Source organism: Winogradskyella eximia (assembly GCF_003386165.1).
Taxonomy (GTDB): Bacteria; Bacteroidota; Bacteroidia; order Flavobacteriales; family Flavobacteriaceae; genus Winogradskyella; species Winogradskyella eximia.
Genome location: NZ_QRDV01000010.1, coordinates 131,095 through 148,285, shown reverse-complemented (window position 1 = coordinate 148,285; position 17,191 = coordinate 131,095). Strand labels below are relative to the sequence as shown.

Annotated in this window: 13 protein-coding genes; 6 read left to right on the top strand and 7 right to left on the bottom strand. The window is 31.7% G+C overall.

What is annotated here, in order from left to right:
* The first annotated feature begins 182 nt into the window (after nucleotides 1–182).
* Nucleotides 183–3,368, top strand: coding sequence for an endonuclease (locus DFQ10_RS17640; RefSeq protein WP_115818762.1), 3,186 nt, complete (start codon nucleotides 183–185; stop codon nucleotides 3,366–3,368).
* A gap of 73 nt (nucleotides 3,369–3,441) precedes the next feature.
* Here DFQ10_RS17640 and DFQ10_RS17635 read toward each other — a convergent pair whose 3' ends face one another.
* The 5 genes from DFQ10_RS17635 to DFQ10_RS17615 form a co-directional block, all read right to left on the bottom strand.
* Nucleotides 3,442–4,902: an AMP-binding protein gene (locus DFQ10_RS17635; RefSeq protein WP_115818761.1), complete on the bottom strand. Its 1,461-nt coding sequence runs from the start codon at nucleotides 4,900–4,902 to the stop codon at nucleotides 3,442–3,444.
* Between the two features lie 12 nt (nucleotides 4,903–4,914).
* The gene (nadE, locus tag DFQ10_RS17630) at nucleotides 4,915–5,895 is read right to left on the bottom strand and encodes an NAD(+) synthase (RefSeq protein ID WP_115818760.1); all 981 of its coding nucleotides are present in this window, start codon (nucleotides 5,893–5,895) and stop codon (nucleotides 4,915–4,917) included.
* Nucleotides 5,896–5,897: 2 nt separating this feature from the next.
* A complete protein-coding gene (gene asnB / locus DFQ10_RS17625) occupies nucleotides 5,898–7,895 on the bottom strand; it encodes an asparagine synthase (glutamine-hydrolyzing) (protein ID WP_115818759.1) in 1,998 nt (665 codons plus the stop codon).
* A gap of 24 nt (nucleotides 7,896–7,919) precedes the next feature.
* A complete protein-coding gene (locus tag DFQ10_RS17620) occupies nucleotides 7,920–8,171 on the bottom strand; it encodes an acyl carrier protein (protein WP_245940766.1) in 252 nt (83 codons plus the stop codon).
* 136 nt (nucleotides 8,172–8,307) lie between these two features.
* The gene (locus tag DFQ10_RS17615) at nucleotides 8,308–8,910 is read right to left on the bottom strand and encodes an acyltransferase (RefSeq protein WP_115818757.1); all 603 of its coding nucleotides are present in this window, start codon (nucleotides 8,908–8,910) and stop codon (nucleotides 8,308–8,310) included.
* A 344-nt stretch (nucleotides 8,911–9,254) separates the two neighbouring features.
* Here DFQ10_RS17615 and DFQ10_RS17610 point away from each other — a divergent pair, with 344 nt between their 5' ends.
* From DFQ10_RS17610 to DFQ10_RS17595, 4 genes are all read left to right on the top strand, one after another.
* A complete protein-coding gene (locus DFQ10_RS17610; protein ID WP_115818756.1) occupies nucleotides 9,255–11,222 on the top strand; it encodes a M1 family metallopeptidase in 1,968 nt (655 codons plus the stop codon).
* Nucleotides 11,222–12,106, top strand: coding sequence for a patatin-like phospholipase family protein (locus DFQ10_RS17605; RefSeq protein WP_115818755.1), 885 nt, complete (start codon nucleotides 11,222–11,224; stop codon nucleotides 12,104–12,106). The genes DFQ10_RS17610 and DFQ10_RS17605 overlap by 1 nt, the downstream gene beginning before the upstream one ends.
* Before the next feature lie 117 nt (nucleotides 12,107–12,223).
* Nucleotides 12,224–13,027, top strand: a complete 804-nt coding sequence (locus tag DFQ10_RS17600) for a hypothetical protein (RefSeq protein WP_147299245.1) — start codon at nucleotides 12,224–12,226, stop codon at nucleotides 13,025–13,027.
* A gap of 100 nt (nucleotides 13,028–13,127) precedes the next feature.
* On the top strand, nucleotides 13,128–14,267 hold the full coding sequence (locus tag DFQ10_RS17595; RefSeq protein ID WP_115818753.1) for a lycopene cyclase family protein: 1,140 nt from the start codon (nucleotides 13,128–13,130) through the stop codon (nucleotides 14,265–14,267).
* A 16-nt stretch (nucleotides 14,268–14,283) separates the two neighbouring features.
* On the opposite strand, the gene DFQ10_RS17590 is transcribed toward DFQ10_RS17595, so the two are convergent.
* Both DFQ10_RS17590 and DFQ10_RS17585 read right to left on the bottom strand, forming a co-directional pair.
* A complete protein-coding gene (locus DFQ10_RS17590; RefSeq protein ID WP_115818752.1) occupies nucleotides 14,284–14,523 on the bottom strand; it encodes a hypothetical protein in 240 nt (79 codons plus the stop codon).
* 14 nt (nucleotides 14,524–14,537) lie between these two features.
* Nucleotides 14,538–14,996: an SRPBCC family protein gene (locus DFQ10_RS17585; RefSeq protein ID WP_115818751.1), complete on the bottom strand. Its 459-nt coding sequence runs from the start codon at nucleotides 14,994–14,996 to the stop codon at nucleotides 14,538–14,540.
* Between the two features lie 247 nt (nucleotides 14,997–15,243).
* On the opposite strand from DFQ10_RS17585, the gene DFQ10_RS17580 reads away from it, so the two are divergent.
* Nucleotides 15,244–17,187: a peptidylprolyl isomerase gene (locus DFQ10_RS17580; RefSeq protein WP_115818793.1), complete on the top strand. Its 1,944-nt coding sequence runs from the start codon at nucleotides 15,244–15,246 to the stop codon at nucleotides 17,185–17,187.
* Nucleotides 17,188–17,191 lie beyond the last annotated feature (4 nt).

The window sequence follows — 17,191 nt, the reverse complement described above, 5'->3', positions numbered from 1 at the left end:
AGTAGATTATTATCTGAATCTATCTCGTTTGCATATAATTAGATTTATTTTGACAGATTTTATTTGATGATTTTAGAAAGAAAAAACCTCCAAAAGTTAATTATATTGGTGTGTTGTCGATAAGCTTTGTATTTGGTCTGTTAAAATTATAGTTTAGTCAAAATTATTTTACCTCAAATTTAATGAAACAATTTTATTTTTTATTCATTTTAGTATTAGCGACAAATGTATATTCACAGGTACCTACAGATTATTATGATTCTGCAAATGGTTTAAGTGGATACACATTAAAAACGCAACTTAATAATATTATTACTACTGGGCATAGTGATCAAGGTTATGGTGGTCTTTGGGTGGCCTACCAAACCACAGATAGAGATTTGTATTATGAAAATGATAATACTATTTTAGATATCTATTCTGAAAACCCAACTGGTTCTGATGTGTATAATTTTACTCAAGGCTCTGATCAATGTGGAACATATTCAATAGAAGGTGATTGTTATAACAGAGAGCATATTGTACCGCAATCAGTGTTTAACGAGGCGTCACCAATGAGAAATGATGTTCATCAAGTTTACCCAACTGATGGAAAAGTGAATGGGTTAAGAAGTAATTATCCTTTTGGAACCGTGGCATCAGTTTCAGCGACCTCTTCAAATGGCTCTAAGCTAGGGAGTAGTTCCGTTTCTGGGTATTCGGGAACTGTTTTTGAGCCTATTGATGAATTTAAAGGTGATGTCGCTAGAGCATTATTATATTTTGCAACCAGATATGAAACCACTGTAGATGGCTATCCATTTGATATGTTTGATGGCACTGAAGATCATGTTTTTGAAAATTGGGCAATTGATATGCTATTAGATTGGCATTATAATGTTGACCCAGTAGATCAAAGAGATATTGATAGAAATAATGCAGCATATAATTTTCAAGGAAATGCAAACCCTTTTATCAGTCACCCAGAATATGCTAACTTAATTTGGAATCCAATCGCAGATACTGAAGATCCAACTGATCCAACAAATTTAGTGGCATCTAACCCTACATCAAGTACTGTAGATCTAACTTGGACAGCATCTACAGATAATATAGCTGTAACCTCTTACGATATTTTTGTAGATGGTTCTTTTTATGTGAATACAAATTCAACGGCAACCTTCTATACGGTTACAGGACTCAATAGTGAAACTAGCTATTGTTTTACACTCTTTGCTAAAGATGCATCCGGAAATATATCTGCAGTGAGCAATCAAGATTGTACGGCAACACTTGAAGGATCAAGTGGAGCAACGGAATTGTTTATTTCGGAATATGTAGAAGGAAGTAGTAATAATAAGGTCTTAGAGATTGCGAATTTTACAGGAGCAACAGTAGATTTATCAACTTATACTATCAAAAAAAGTGTAAATGGAAATGCAAGTTGGGATACAACGGTGTATTCTTTTCCTAGTAGCGCGCAAATCACTGATGGAGATGTATATGTGGTTGCAAACAATTCTATAAATACAAGTACATGCGTCACTAGTGCGGTTGATGATTTAACAAATTCTTCAGTGTTTCAATTTAATGGAAACGATCCTGTAGGATTATTTAATAACGATGTTTTAATTGATATTATTGGAACTTTAGGTGGTGGAAGCGGCAATTTTGCTGTGAATACCACATTAATAAGAGATCCAGATATTTTAGAGCCAAGTACAACTTATATTTCAGCTCAATGGTCTAATTCTTCTCAAGATTCATGTTCAGATCTTGGTATACATACAATAACACCATTGGCTGTTGTATACACTTATTCAGGTAGCTGGTCTCCTAGTAATCCCACGGGAGTATCCACAATGATAGATGATGTTATCGTAGATTCAGGAGATTTAGTTTTGGACAATGATTTAAACTGCAATAATCTTATTGTAAACGCGGGTGCTTCAATTACTGTAAATTCTGGTGTTGTTTTAACAACAAATACAGTCGCTCTTAACTCTACATCACAATCTTTTTCGAGTATAATTTCTAATGGAACAATATATGGTACGGTGAGTTATAGTAGGTATACAGCTCAAGTATTTCCGGCTGGTTCTAATGATTTAATTTCGGCACCACTTATAGGTCAAAATTTTGGTGATTTTAATACTGCGAATGCTGATTTAGCAGCATCAGGAACTGTACGTGCTTTTGCTCCATATAATACTACAACAGGTAATTATGAAAATTATGATACAACTGTTAATAATGGGACATTAATAGCTAGTGGTATAGGTTTTAGAGCGGCAACAGATACTGGTAGTAATCTAAATTTCACAGGAAGTATAGGGTCTGCTGATGTTTTAGGTGTTTCTGTTTTGGATACCGCAGCTGGTTTTGGTTGGAATCTTATTGGGAATCCGTATCCATCGTATATTGATTTTGATACTTTTTTTCAAGCTAATAAAGATGAGTTTAATTCCTCAGGTCCATTTCAGGCTATATATGGTTATGATGGAGATGCTTCTGATGGTTGGACTGTATGGAATCAAGCAACGATTGAAGAAGGGAGTTTAGTTGAATTAATTGCTCCTGGTCAAGGTTTCTTTGTGAAAGCAAAATCTGGAGGAGGATCGGTTGATTTTACTACAGCAATGCGAGTATCGGGATCTTCGGATGATTTTATTTTAAATAGATCATCAGCTAATAGCGCTGTGCTGTGTAAGCTAAGTCTTGCTAATACAAACGATAAGTTGGCTTCAACAGATGTTTTTTTTATAGAAGGCACTACACGAGGTTTGGATAATGGCTACGATGCAGGTTTATATTATGGGAATGAGGCAGAATTTTCAATTTATTCAAATTTAGTAGAAGAAAATAGTGGCTTAGATTTGGCGATTCAAACCTTACCTTTTATAGATTTAAGTGATGTTGTGATTCCGCTTGGAATAAATGCGGCAGGAGGTGTTCAACTAAGTATTGGTATTGATGACGTATCAACATTGCCAGGAAATATAAATGTGTACTTAGAAGATACCACAACTAATACGCAAATTTTATTAAATGATTCGAATTATATTTTTACTCCAATTGATGATTTAAGTGGTGTAGGTCGTTTTTTTCTTAGGTTTTCATCTTCTATATTAGCTGTAGCAACTATTAATTGGGATAATCTGGTTATATATGCATCATCAAGCCCTAGAGAGGTAATTATAAGCGGAAATTTAAGTGGTACTACTAGTGTTAACTTATATGATATACAAGGACGACTCATTATAAGTAAGACCTTAGATGAGTCTAGTGCGTTTAATACTTTGGACGCTTCTACTGTAACTTCAGGTGTATATATTGTAAAAGTATTTAACAAAAATGAAGTAAAAACTAAGAAATTGATTATAAAATAATATCCTATCGAATAAGTTTACAAACCAGTTGATTTTGTTGTGTCTGAAAACGTAGGAGTCTTAATTGTAGAATTTAATTAATCTTTTTCTTGCCGGTAGCACTCATTTGTATCGTTTTTTCAAAAATAATCCTTTGAGGTATTTTGTAAAAGGCTAAGTTTTTGGCGCATTTTTTTAATATGCTTTCCTTTATTTCGTTTTCGTTAATTGAAGTGTTAAGTGTGATTATAGCTTGTATGGCTTCTCCTAGAAGGTCGTCTTCGTAACCAGAGATTGTACAGTCTATGACTTCTGGTATAGATAGAATTACTTCTTCAATTTCTTTTGGACTTATTCTTTTTCCACCTGCTTTTATGATTTCTTTTTTACGTGCTACAATGTATATAAAACCATCGTCGTCTATTCTCGCTAAATCACCAGTGTGGAGCCAGCCATTTTTTATGGCTAGGTTGGTTGCTGTTTCATCTTTGTAATAACCTAACATAATGTTTTCTCCACGCGCTAATAATTCGCCTTCTTCGTTGGTTTTTGTGATTTCCCCATTCTTATTAATAATTTTTAATTCAACATTTGGTATGGCTTTTCCTATAGAACTTATTTTTGTTTTTATGAATTCTGGAGGTAAATAAGTTAAGCGCGCTGTGGCTTCAGTTTGTCCGTACATGATAAAGAGCTCTTTGGTAGGGAGTGTTGTTGTGAATTCGTCAATAAAAACGGAATGTAGTTTTCCGCCAGCTTGTGTCGCATATCTTAAACTTGGGAATGCTTCAGTTTTAAAAGATTGCGATTTTTTTAATAGGATTTGAAAATGACTAGGAACTCCAGCAAAACCAGTGCAATTATAGTTTTTTAAATCGTTGATTACTGTTCCTAGAAACATAAAATTATTGTTTATAACAATTGAACCTCCAACTTTTAAATGTGTATGTAATAATGATAGGCCATAACAGTAATAGAACGGCAATACAACTGCCATAATGTCCTTGGAGCTCAGCTTAAGATATTCAATTATAGAATTAGTGTTTGATATGATATTATGATGGCTAATCATGACGCCTTTGGGTTTTCCTGTAGAGCCAGAAGTAAAAATTATCTCTGCAATAGTATTTAAACTAATAGTTGAGGTAATGGTTTTATTTATTTTATTTTTAATTAGTTGTGGTTTTTTGTTTTCGTCAATTAGATTGATTTCTGAATTGAATTCTAATTTTCGTTGCGCTAATTTATCTACAAAAATGGTTTTACTTTCTGTAGTGTCAATTATGTAATCTAAATTACTTTGTTCAATAGAAAAATCTATAGGAACACATGTATTTCCAGATTTTAAAATTCCTAAATAGGCGGTTATAAAAAAAGCAGAGTTTGAACTTATTAATAGGATGTTTTGACCTTCGCCTACGGAATCTCTTAAGTACGATGCAAGACTTAAACTATCGTTATATAATTTTTTAAAAGAGGCTGTTTCTTTTGAGCCTAATAAGAAATCCTTATCAAGATTTTTAGAGGTGTTAAACAGGTAATCAAAAACATTCATAAGAATAGGTTTTTAAAATATTGGTCGCATTCTTAAGTATTCGGTAGTCTTTTTTTTGCGCTCAAAGTTTTTATAGATGCTCTCAATCTCTTCTTTAGTTTTATTCATCACTTTACTAACTTCTTCAGCTGAATAGTTGTTCTCCCAACCATACCACATGAGATCCATTTGTTTAAATGGCATTTGATAAAAGAAATCTTCTTGGGTTTGTTCTGCGGTATAGGTATCTGTGGTAGGTGTTCTGTCTATAATTTCTTGAGGTACTCCTAAATGTTTTGCGATTTGATAAACTTGTGTTTTGTATAAATGACCAATTGGCATTACATCTGCAGCTCCATCACCATGTTTAACAAAGAAGCCTTGTTCTACTTCGTGTTTGTTTGGTGTGCCAATTACGGCATAATGTAACCGTTCTGCGTGATAATAAAGCATGCTCATTCGGCTGCGTTGTTTAAAGTTTGTAGATGCTACAATTTGAAGGTATTCTCTAACGGGTAATAATTTACTTATAACTTCTCCATTTGGTTTTATAACCGTTACGGAAAAGGCTGGTGGTAAATTAGAGGCTGCCTCTTGTTTTATTTCAATTTTTGCTTTATCAACAGTTGGGTTAAAATCAGTAATAACTCTAGCGATAGCTTCATCTCGTCTTTGGTAGCAGCCAAAACCATTTAAAGCTTGTGTAATATCCTCTACTAAGGTGTCAGTAACATCAAATTTTGCTGCTAATTTTTCGGCAAGTATTCTGCTGTCATCACTTGAGTCTTGTTCAGGCAGCATGATGGCTGTAACCTTATTTGGTCCAAAAGCTTTAGCTGATAATGCCAAACAAACAGATGAGTCAATGCCTCCGCTAATGCCAATCACAGCACCTCTACGTTGCAATTTTTTTGCAACATCTGTTTTTAGTTTTTTTATGATGTCATTGCAAACGATTTCAATATTTTCAATATGCAATATGTCTTTAGAAAAAGGTTTATTTGGTGTTTTCATAATTAGTTTATTGTTATAGTTGATGAATCTATTATTGTTTTATTCAGTATTACGAGCTCATGCTCTTGTAGTTTTGGAATTGATTTATTAATAAATAGGTCATATAATATTTGAGTTGATAAAACGGCTGTAATTGCCATATTATCAATTTCAGAAACTTGTTTGTTTAGTTTCATTTTATTTATGAGCTGATTTACAAAGTCTAGATTAAAAATTCCATAACCTGTAATGTTTTCTTCAGATAACATGCTGCTTAAATAGGGAGGCATCTCTTCAGAAAAGAAAGTACTTCTTATTGGTGCTCTATAGGCTTGTTTAGATCTGTTTAATATGGATTCTGGGATTCTGCCTTTCATCATATATTTTAAAAGATATTTCTCATTTAGGCCTTTAAGTTTTAGATCTGGATTTAATTGCATGCAAAACTCAATCACTCTGTGGTCTAAAAATGGATAGCGACCTTCTATAGAGTTTGCCATTCCCATGCGATCTCCTTGTGAAGACAATAAATATTTAGACATAAAAAAGGTCATCTCAATCCACTGCGCTTTTGTGAGGTAATCGTAACCGTTTAGTTGGTCTTTTAATTGTTCTTCAATTTTAGAAATTGGATGGTAATTAGAAATGGCTATTTTATAGTCTTTAGATAAGTAATTATTGATGCGAGAGGTGTTATTCCATCGCAATAAATGTGAGTAAATAGGTGATGAGGTCTCGCTCAGTTTATATCCAAAAAAGAGTTTTAATATGTTGTTATTCGCTTTGCTAATTTGTGGAATATATGGATATAGTTTTTTTAGCAACAATGGACGATACTTAGATTGCGGATCTTTAGCCCAAAAGTGTTTAATCTTGGTTTCTTTAAATATGTTGTAACCTCCAAAAAGTTCATCTGCACCTTCTCCGGTAATCACCACTTTGATATTCTGATCTCTTACGCTTTTGGCTAATATACTCATTGGAGTAGGAGCTGTACGTAGCAGTGGTGCTTCTGCGTGCCAAACGACATTTTTAAAACTATCTGAAATGTCTTTAGGGGTGCAGGTGACGCTAGAATGCTGTATCTCAAAATAATCTCTAGCAATGTTTTGGTATGATGACTCGTCAAAATCTTTTTCCGTAAAACCAATTGAAAAAGTACGAAGATTATTTGGTGATATTTTTTTTATAAAAGCCGTAGTAATACTAGAGTCTAAGCCGCCACTCAAATAGGCTGCAACTGGTACATCTGCTCTTAATCTTAATTTTACAGCATCAGTAAATATAGTTTCAAACGCTTCTGCGGCTTCTTTTGGAGTGTTAAATTGATATTCGTTCGGCTTTGTAATAGGTAGCTTCCAGTAGGTTTTAATGGATTTTGAATGCGCATTAATAGTCATGTAGCTTCCTGGCGGCAACTCAGAGACTCCTTCAAAAATTGTGTCAGCGGATAATGATGTCCAAAATGTGAAATATTCTGATAATGTTTTTTCGGAAATCTTTGGATGAAACCCAGGGAATTCTAAAAAGGATTTAATTTCAGAAGCAAATACAAAAGTGTTTCCAATTGTGGTGTAAAACAGTGGTCTAATACCAACTCTGTCTCTTGCTAAAAATAATTCTTGTTTAGTTTTATCCCAAATAGCAATAGCGAATTGGCCATTTAATTTATTAAGAAACTCCGGACCGTATTCTTCATATAAATGAACAATTACTTCCGTGTCGCTTTGTGTTTTGAAGGTGTGGTTTTTTGCTAATAGTTCTTCTCTTAATTCTATATGGTTAAAGATTTCGCCATTAAATACAATCCATAATGACTCGTCGGCATTAGACAATGGCATTGTGCCTGTTGCTAAGTCTACTATGCTTAGGCGAACGCTACCAAGCCCAACTTTTTTAGCTAGGTAAATTCCACTTTCATCAGGTCCTCTATGCTTAATTCTTGTAAGCATATGCCTTAATATATTAGTTTTATTGTCTGGACTTAAATTACAATTATAAAAGCCAGAAATCCCACACATAATACGAGATTTATAAATTATAAATTAAATCTTTTGTTCTACGAAATTCAAAATACTATTGATAGATTGAAAATTTTCAACTACAAGTTCTTCATCATTAGTTTCAATATTGAATTCATCCTTTAAAAATTCAATTAAAAACAGTAATCCCATAGAGTCAAGGATGCCTTCTTCAAAAATAAGTGTATTGTCATTTATTTTTTCTACATCGTCTAATGTAGATTCAATAATGTAGTCTTTTATCTTAGATTTTAGGTCTGTGTCTACATTCATCATAGTGTTGTTCATTTAGTTTGGAGTTAATAAAAATAATAGGCATATTAAAGATAGTTAAATGTGATACTTGCATCAATTTTTACATATTAAATTTGATTAATTAATACATTTTGACGCTGAAATGCATGTATCGTAATTAGTTCTTGTTTTGTTCTAAATCAGCAAGGAAATCTTGTTTTTTTTGTAATAAGTTTTTAGATCTCTTTGTGAGTTTTTTTAGAGGATTACCAACATAGATGGTCCATGAGTCTAAATTAGACCCAATAAGTGATAAGGCTCCAACCGACGTACCTTCGCCAATAGTAACGTTAGGAAGAATAACACAACCTGCGCCAATAATGCTATGCTCGTTAATTATAACTTTTCCTTTCTTTATAGATTTATAGGTGTTAGGAATTGTTGGGTTTGTTAGTGAATTTCCAGAGTAATCATCTGTTTTACTATATATTTTTACACCTTGAGATATTCCGCAGAAATCCTTTAATTCAATGCCTTCAGAAGCTAGTAAATGACAAAAGGATGCAACATGTACATAAGAACCTATTGTTAAATAACCTTTTCCAGAAGCTATAATTGAGCAAAAAGAATCAATAATTACATTGTTGCCAATTGAGATGTTTGGAATACCAACAATTAAACAATTCTTGGCAATCTTAACATTAGAACCAATAGATTTAAATCCCAATGATTTTAATTCATCGTCATAGTAATAGCCAATTTCAAATGGGTTGGTGTTCATTATATTTGTTTTAATGAGGTATTAGTTATTTAGAGCTAATTGTTATATAAATGTAGAGATTAAATGTTAAAGTTATAATGATATTTATCATTTAGTTGATAAGTTTTTTTTTAGCCATTTAAGGACACAATAAGATCATTCTTTTTTCGGTTTTTGCTTAATGTTGCTTAGAAAGAATTGTCATTTAATATTTATAATTATGTCTAGTTTAAATATACAAGACAGAATAAATTTCGTGTTTTTATTTGGCTATTATCAAAGATAGAAATCATATAATTTGAGTGAGGCTTCTCTGCAATGACTTAATATTGTATTTTGGTCTTATTCTTGCTTATTTTTAATTTATGAAGAAAATTGTTGTTGTATTTTATGTATTTGTATCGAGTGTTCTTTATGCTCAGCAAACAGAATATGTAGATTTTAAGAAAGCCGAAGTTTCGCTAGATGCTTTTGATGAAAATTTAAAAAAGGTAACAGGTAAGGTAGATTATATGTTTGATGTACTCAAGCCAGTTGATTCTATATTTTTAGATTCGAAAAATATTAATGGTTACATAGTGTCGTTGAATAATAATGATAGCATTAATTATTATGTTGAGAACGATAAGTTTTGGTTGATTCATAAGTTTAAGCCTTCTAAAGACAATGTTTTAAGTTTAAAATTTGAAGCTAATCCTAAAAAGGCACTTTATTTTCTTAATAGGGATAATGACAATCAAATCTGGACGCAAGGACAGGGCAAATACACCAGTAATTGGTTGCCAAGTTTAGATGATGTAAATGATAAAATTGAGTATGATTTTTCAATTACATACCAAAATGATTATGAGGTTTTGGCTAATGGAAAACTAATAGATAAGCATGTTGGAGATTCCTTAACGACTTGGAAATACGATATGAAACAACCAATGTCTAGCTACTTAGCAGCATTAGTAATTGGTAAATACAATAAAAAAACAGAAACTTCTAAAAGTGGTATTCCGTTAGAATACTACTTTTATCCCGAAGATTCCTTAAAAGTTGAGCCTACTTATCGCTATTCTAAACAAATGTTCGATTTTTTAGAAGAAGAAATAGGTGTTGCCTATCCTTGGCAAAACTATAAGCAAGTGCCAGTACACGATTTTTTATATGCAGGTATGGAGAATACAAGTCTTACAATTTTTTCAGATGCTTTTGTTGTTGATGCTATTGCTTTTAACGATAAAAACTACGTAAACGTTAATGCACACGAGTTGGCGCATCAATGGTTTGGTGATCTGGTGACAGCTAAATCTGGTGAACATCATTGGTTACAAGAAGGATTTGCAACCTATTATGCACTTTTGGCAGAGCGTGATGTTTTTGGTGATAATTACTTCTATTATAAATTGCTTGAGTCTGTACTTGATTTAAGTAGGCAAGATCTTTCGGGTAACGGTACATCACTACTAGATCCTAAATCTAGTAGTTTAACATTTTATCAACGTGGAGCATGGGTTTTACATGTGCTACGAGATAAAGTTGGTGATGTCGTTTTTAAGAAAGCTGTTAAAAATTACTTGAATAAGTACCAATTTGAAAATGTAGAAACGTCAGATTTTATTGAGGAAGTTGAAAAACTGTATGGGAAATCCTTAACGAGTTTTGTTAATTACTGGATTAAAAATAAAGCCTTTCCTTACGATGAAGCTTTTACAATTTTAAAAAGACAATCCGTGTTTGTAAATGAGTATGCAATGGTAGACTGTGAAGCTAAATCTTCTAAATGTGCAGATTATCTTAAGTATTATGTTTCAGATGAAGCTAAAGTAAAGGTGATATCGCAAGTGCCAGAGTTGGTGACTTCAGATACCTTTAAAAATAGTTTTATAGTTAGGCAAGCCATTTCGGAACATGTAACTATAATACCTGCATCGTTAAAGGAAGATTACGAGTCTTTGCTTAATGATAAATCTTATATCACTATTGAGAAAGCACTTTATAATCTTTGGGTGAATTTTCCTTTAGAACGTGCTAAATATCTTGCAAAAACTAGAAAAATCGTTGGTTTTAGTGATAAGAATGTGCGTATGCTGTGGATTGTTTTAAATTTAAATACACCTTATTATGAAGCCGATAGTAAATATGAGTTGTTTAATGAGTTAGTTAATTATACAGATGCATCATATAATGCAGATGTAAGAATTAATGCATTTAAATATTTAGATCTAATTAAATCTTGTAATGAAGATTGTAAAAAGAATTTAGAATCAGCAAAGTCACATCATAACTGGAGATTGGTTAAGTTTGCAAAAGAATTATCTGAAAAATTAGAACAAAATAAAAACTAATGCGAGCTTTAGTAATATCTGGTGGAGGAAGTAAAGGTGCGTTTGCAGGTGGTGTTGCGCAATATTTAATGGAACGCGAAAAACATAATTACGATATGTTTTTAGGGACTTCTACAGGAAGTCTATTAGTGCCACATTTAGCCGTAAATGAAATTGGAAAGCTCTACGATATTTTTACAAACGTACAGCAGCACGATATTTTTAGTATCAGTCCTTTTGTACAACGAAAAAAAGGAGATAGAGAATATGTGTCTATTGATTTTGTGAATTCACTTTGGCAATTTATGAGACGGAGACGTACTTTTGGCGAAAGCAAGGCCTTAAGAAGACACATTAGAAAGCATGTAACTTACGAAGAGTATTTAAAAATTAGAAAAGAAAAGCATGATGTTGTAGTGACGGTTTCAAACTTGTCTATGAATCGTGTTGAGTATAAATCCATTCAAGAGTGTTCGTACGAGGAATTCTGTAATTGGATATGGATTTCTTGTAACTATATTCCATTTATGTCTTTAGCAAAAGTTGATGGTTATGAGTATGCTGATGGTGGACTAGGCAGTGTAATACCTATTAGAGAAGCTATAAGGCGTGGAGCAACCGAAGTTGATGCTATTGTTTTGGAAGCGGAGACGTTGGGGAAACAAAAAGTTTTAGGAAAAAACCCATTTTCATTAATGATTAGTCTGTTTGGTCATTTGTTAGATCAAGTAGAGAAAAATGACATCATTATTGGAAAATTAGCAGCAAAACATAGAAATGTAAAATTGAATTTATATTATACTCCAACTAGTCTTACAGAGAACTCATTGATTTTTAGCAAACGCTTAATGGAAAAATGGTGGAAAGAGGGTTATGAGTACGCGGAGCAACGACATGATCAATAGGATTTTGTCTTAAAGGTTTATCAATCCTAAGCCTAAAGCAATATTCATAACTGCTTTTGTGGTTTTAGTTAGTTCTAATTGGGTATATTTAGCACTTAATTCTAAAAATAATTTCAATTGAAAAATCTATTTATTTCCTTATTTGTTATATGTTTTGTGAGTTCTTGTAGTGATTCTTCTAGTGGTGACGATTCTCAAATTTATGATGCTCCAAGTGTAAGATCTTATGTGTCTTATACTTCTCAGAATTCTGTAACACTTAATGGTTTTATTGATTTTTCTAATATTGTTTTTCAAGAAGAAGACTCTTATAATGTTGGGTTTATATTTAGAACAGGTGATGAAAATGATGCTAGTAATGGTCAAGTTATCGAGCTAGAAGGAGAAGTGCCATATTACAATGGTATCTATAATTTTCATTATGATATTGATTTATTAGAACCTAATACAACTTATTACTATACTGCCACTACAAAAAATGGATCTAGTGAAGAATTTGATTGGGAGTCGTTTACTACTTCAGATATTTCTTGTACTCATACACAAAATAATTATGTAAGTATTTCAGGTACATGGCAAAGTGCTTATACTCAAATTACGGATCCTCTATGTTGTGATGAAGGCAATGTTGGAGTTAGATTTGGAAACTGGCCTAACATCTATGAAATTAATTTTAATGAGCAGAATAATGGCTATCCAAAAACGGGTCAATACTTCGGTGTGGATTATGAGTTTGATATAACTTATCTCAATAGAGAGCTTGTTAAATCCACTAACCAAGTACTTATAGGAAGTAGATCTACTCCTGAAACTGAATTATTTGTTGAAAATGATGGAGAGACATTAACCTTAATTTTTTGTAATACCGTTTTAAGAAATGGAGATACTTTAAATGGTAAAGTTTCTGTTTCAATTCAGTAGTTCTAAAGTGTCTAAATAGCATCAATAAAGTCTAGATGATTACTATTGAATCAAGAGAAAATGATTTAGCTTTACAATTCAATTTTTATAATATATCATCTTGGCTAATTACGATTACATCATTTTAGGAGCTGGAGCTTCAGGGTTACTTTTAGCATACCGAATGTCTAAAGATACTTTTTTTGATGATAAGTCAATCTTAATTATCGATAAAGCAAAAGATAAAGGAAATGATAGAACCTGGTGTTATTGGGAAGATGGAGTAGGTGAATGGGATGAGATTTTAACTAAAACATGGTCGCAGATTTTCTTTGGTAGTGATTTATTTTTAAAAACATATACCATTTCTCCTTATCAATATAAAATGATTAGAAGTGAAGCATTTTACAAATCGCTTTGGGGACACATACACACAAAAGCTAATTTTACTTTTATTGAAGATAGTGTAAATACTTTTACTGAGTTAAGCACAGGTGTTGAGGTAATAACTGATAAGAGTAGTTATTTTGGTAGTAAAGTATTCAATAGTCTAGCAAATTCTGAAGTTTATAAATCACAAGATAAGTTTCCATTAATTCATCAACATTTTATAGGTTGGTTTGTGAAAACAGAAGACGATGCTTTTGATGATGCCACAGCAACCTTTATGGATTTTACAGTGCCACAAAACGGAAACACGCGTTTTATGTATGTAATGCCAATAGATAAAAAAACAGCTTTGCTTGAATATACTTTGTTCTCAAAAGAATTGTTAGAACGGTCTGAATATGAAGACACTATTGAGAATTATCTAAAGAATAATAAGATAACAAATTATAAAATTATTGAAAAGGAAAAAGGCAATATACCTATGACGTCTTTTAAGTTTAGCGAATTAAACTCAAAACATATTTTAAATATAGGAACAGCAGGAGGTTGGACCAAAGCAAGTACAGGTTACACCTTTAAAAATACCACTGTAAAGACGAAAGAAGTTATTACATTTTTAAAACGTGAAAATGATCTGTCTAAGTTTCATAAATGGACAAAGTACTGGTTTTACGATTTAATATTTCTAGATGTTTTAGCTAATCATAATGAAGAAGGTGCAGCCTTATTTTCTTCCATGTTTAAAAAATCGAAAACGAAGACAATTTTTAGGTTTTTAGATGAAGAATCAACGCTTTTAGAAGATATAAAGATAATTCTGTCTGTTCCACCAAAGCGATTTATTCAAGCATTTTTTAAGCGCTTGCTTTAAAAGAAAAGAGGGGCATTTAATTTTCTGTAAAAACTTGTCCTCTATGAGGTTTTAATGCATCTCTTATTGGTTTCATTTCAGATTCGTCTACAACCAAATAGGCTAAGCTATGCATGTCGCTTATAGTTTCAATACCAGTAATAGTGATATCCAGTTTGTTAATGGCGATGTATTCCTTTAAATGAATTAAGTGATGTTCGGCTGTTTTTTGTCCTGCAGGTCCTCTAAAATCCCAAATCAATTTTAATTTTCGCATGGCTTCAATAGCTATTAATTATAGTTCTGAATTGAAGTTCCATTCTCAACAAAATTCTTAAAGTTTGTCATGTAAGTTTTTGTTTGCTTTTTAAAGATTCTTGGCATCAATAATAGCATCATGCTCATTTTTAATTTGGTGGGTTGGTAATCATTTACTGAAATCCATTTGGTGCTATTGTTGTCTGTAATTTTAAAGTAGTTTTCTTGAATATTACGTACACCTTTTCCGCTGTAAGTTAAATGAAATTCATTAGGAAAATTTTGTTTTGTAATGGTTTCAATAATTTCCATTTTTCGATTTCCAAAATTATAATTAAGCTTTAGTTTTGCTCCAAGTTCGTTTGGAGTTCCAGAGATGTGAGATGTGCTAGTTAAGCCTGCTTGCCAATGTTTTAAGTTGTCAATAGAGCTTAAATTTTTAATGACCTCTGAAATAGGCTTATTAATTAGTATTTCAGTAACGTATTGCATGCTGAGGGATTTTTTATAAATGTATAAAAAAGTGTTGGCAATAGTTTCATCTAATCGACGTTAGACTGATATTATTGTTAAAATCATCGTTAATTATTATAAGAAGCTATTATGGTATGATTTTTACTACGTAACTAGCAAATATTGCTTTGTAAACTACTTGCTAAATACGCTATTTATGTTATTTTTGCTGAGTTTGAAAAGCAAATTATTTATAACTAAAAATGCAATACAAAAGAAGTTAATTATGAGTCTTAAATTAAAATGTTTGTTTTTAGTGTTTTTTGCACTAAATTTTTCTTTTTCACAAGATAAAGATGCTGTGCTTCTTAAGGTTGATGGACAACCAATAATGGCTTCAGAATTTTTAAGAGTTTATAATAAAAACCTTGATTTAGTAAAAGATGAAAGCCAGAAAGATATAGATGGTTATTTAAAATTATTTACTGAATATCAATTAAAGCTTAAAGAAGCTAAACGTTTAAAATTAGACGAAGACAAAAATTATCAACGTGAGTTTGCTAGATATAAAAAGCAACTTATTAATAATTACATTTCAGAAAACAAGGTTACAGACGCTTTAGTAAGAGAAGCTTACGATCGTAGTAATTTAGATATTAATGCGGCTCACATTTTAGTGCGTTTAGACGCAACTGCAACAGATACCATAAGTGCATACAACGAAGTGTTAGCTTTAAGAAATCGTGTTTTAAAAGAAGGGTTTGATGAGGTTAAAGCAGAAATGCACAACGGAAACACTATTTTTCTTGAAGATTTAGGATATTTCTCAGCATTTAAAATGGTTTATGATTTTGAATCCGCAGCATATAATACTCCTGTAGGTGAAATTTCAATGCCGTTTAGAACACAATTTGGTTATCACGTTGTAAAAGTTAATGATAAAAGAGCATCTAGAGGTACTATTACTGCTGCTCATATCATGGTGAACTTATCATCTAAAGATTCACTGAGAGATCCGGAACAAAGAATTAGTGAAATTTATAAGAAACTCAATCAAGGTGAAAAATTTGAATCATTAGCGAAGCAATTTTCTGAAGATAAAAGTTCTGCATCAAAAGGTGGAGAAATTATTCCATTTAAAAGCGGTCAATTAAGTTCTATTGAATTTGAAAACCAAGCATTTGATTTAAAAAATGATGGTGATGTTAGTAAACCTTTTAAAACAGCTTATGGTTGGCATATTGTAAAACGAATCCATCTTAAGCCAATTGAGTCATTTGAAGATTTAAAAGCATCTTTTGAAACTAAAGTAAAAAGAGACTCGAGATCTAAATTGATTAATGAGGCTATGGTTGCTAAGCTGAAAAAGAAATATAAAATTGATTATAATGCTAAAGCTAAGGCTTATTTTACGTCAATTTTAACTAAAGAGTTTTATAACCGTACATGGGAATTGCCAGATAATTTTAATAAGAAGGAAACTCTTTTTTCTATAAACAATAAGATATTTACATACGAGGATTTTGGAAATCATCTAAAAACAGCACAACGTATCTATACTGGTAAAAACACACCTTTTACAAGTATAATAGACGAGGAGTTTAAAAGCTTTTTTGAAAAATCTATTTTTCAATTTAGAGAGGATAACTTAGAAGTAGAAAACGAAGAATTTGCTAACATATTAAAAGAATATAGAGACGGACTTTTGTTATTCGATTTAATGGAAAAGGAAGTTTGGAACAAAGCATCAAAAGATAGCGTTGGTTTAGAGACTTACTACAATAAAAATAAATCTAAATACCAATGGAGTGATCGCGTAGATGTGGTTATGGCATCTTCAGCAGAAAAATCTAACATGAAGAAAATCCTTAAATTGATGAAAAAAGGAAAATCTGAAGAAGCTATTAATAAAGCTTTAAATACTTCAGATAAGCAGAATGTTATTTTTACAAAAGGTACATACAAAATAGATGATTCTATTTTACCTGAAGGCTTTAAGGTTAAAAAAGGAGTTTCTGATATTTATACACATCATGATGCTTTTCATGTTATTGATGTAAAAGCGGTAATGCCTGCAGGACAAAAAACGTTAGAGGAAGCTAAAGGAAATGTTATTAATGATTACCAATCAGAAATAGAAACTAATTGGATTAATGATCTATATAATCGTTTTAAGATAGAGGTTAACGAAGACGTATTAAAAACTATTAAGGCTAAAATAGGACACTAATTTA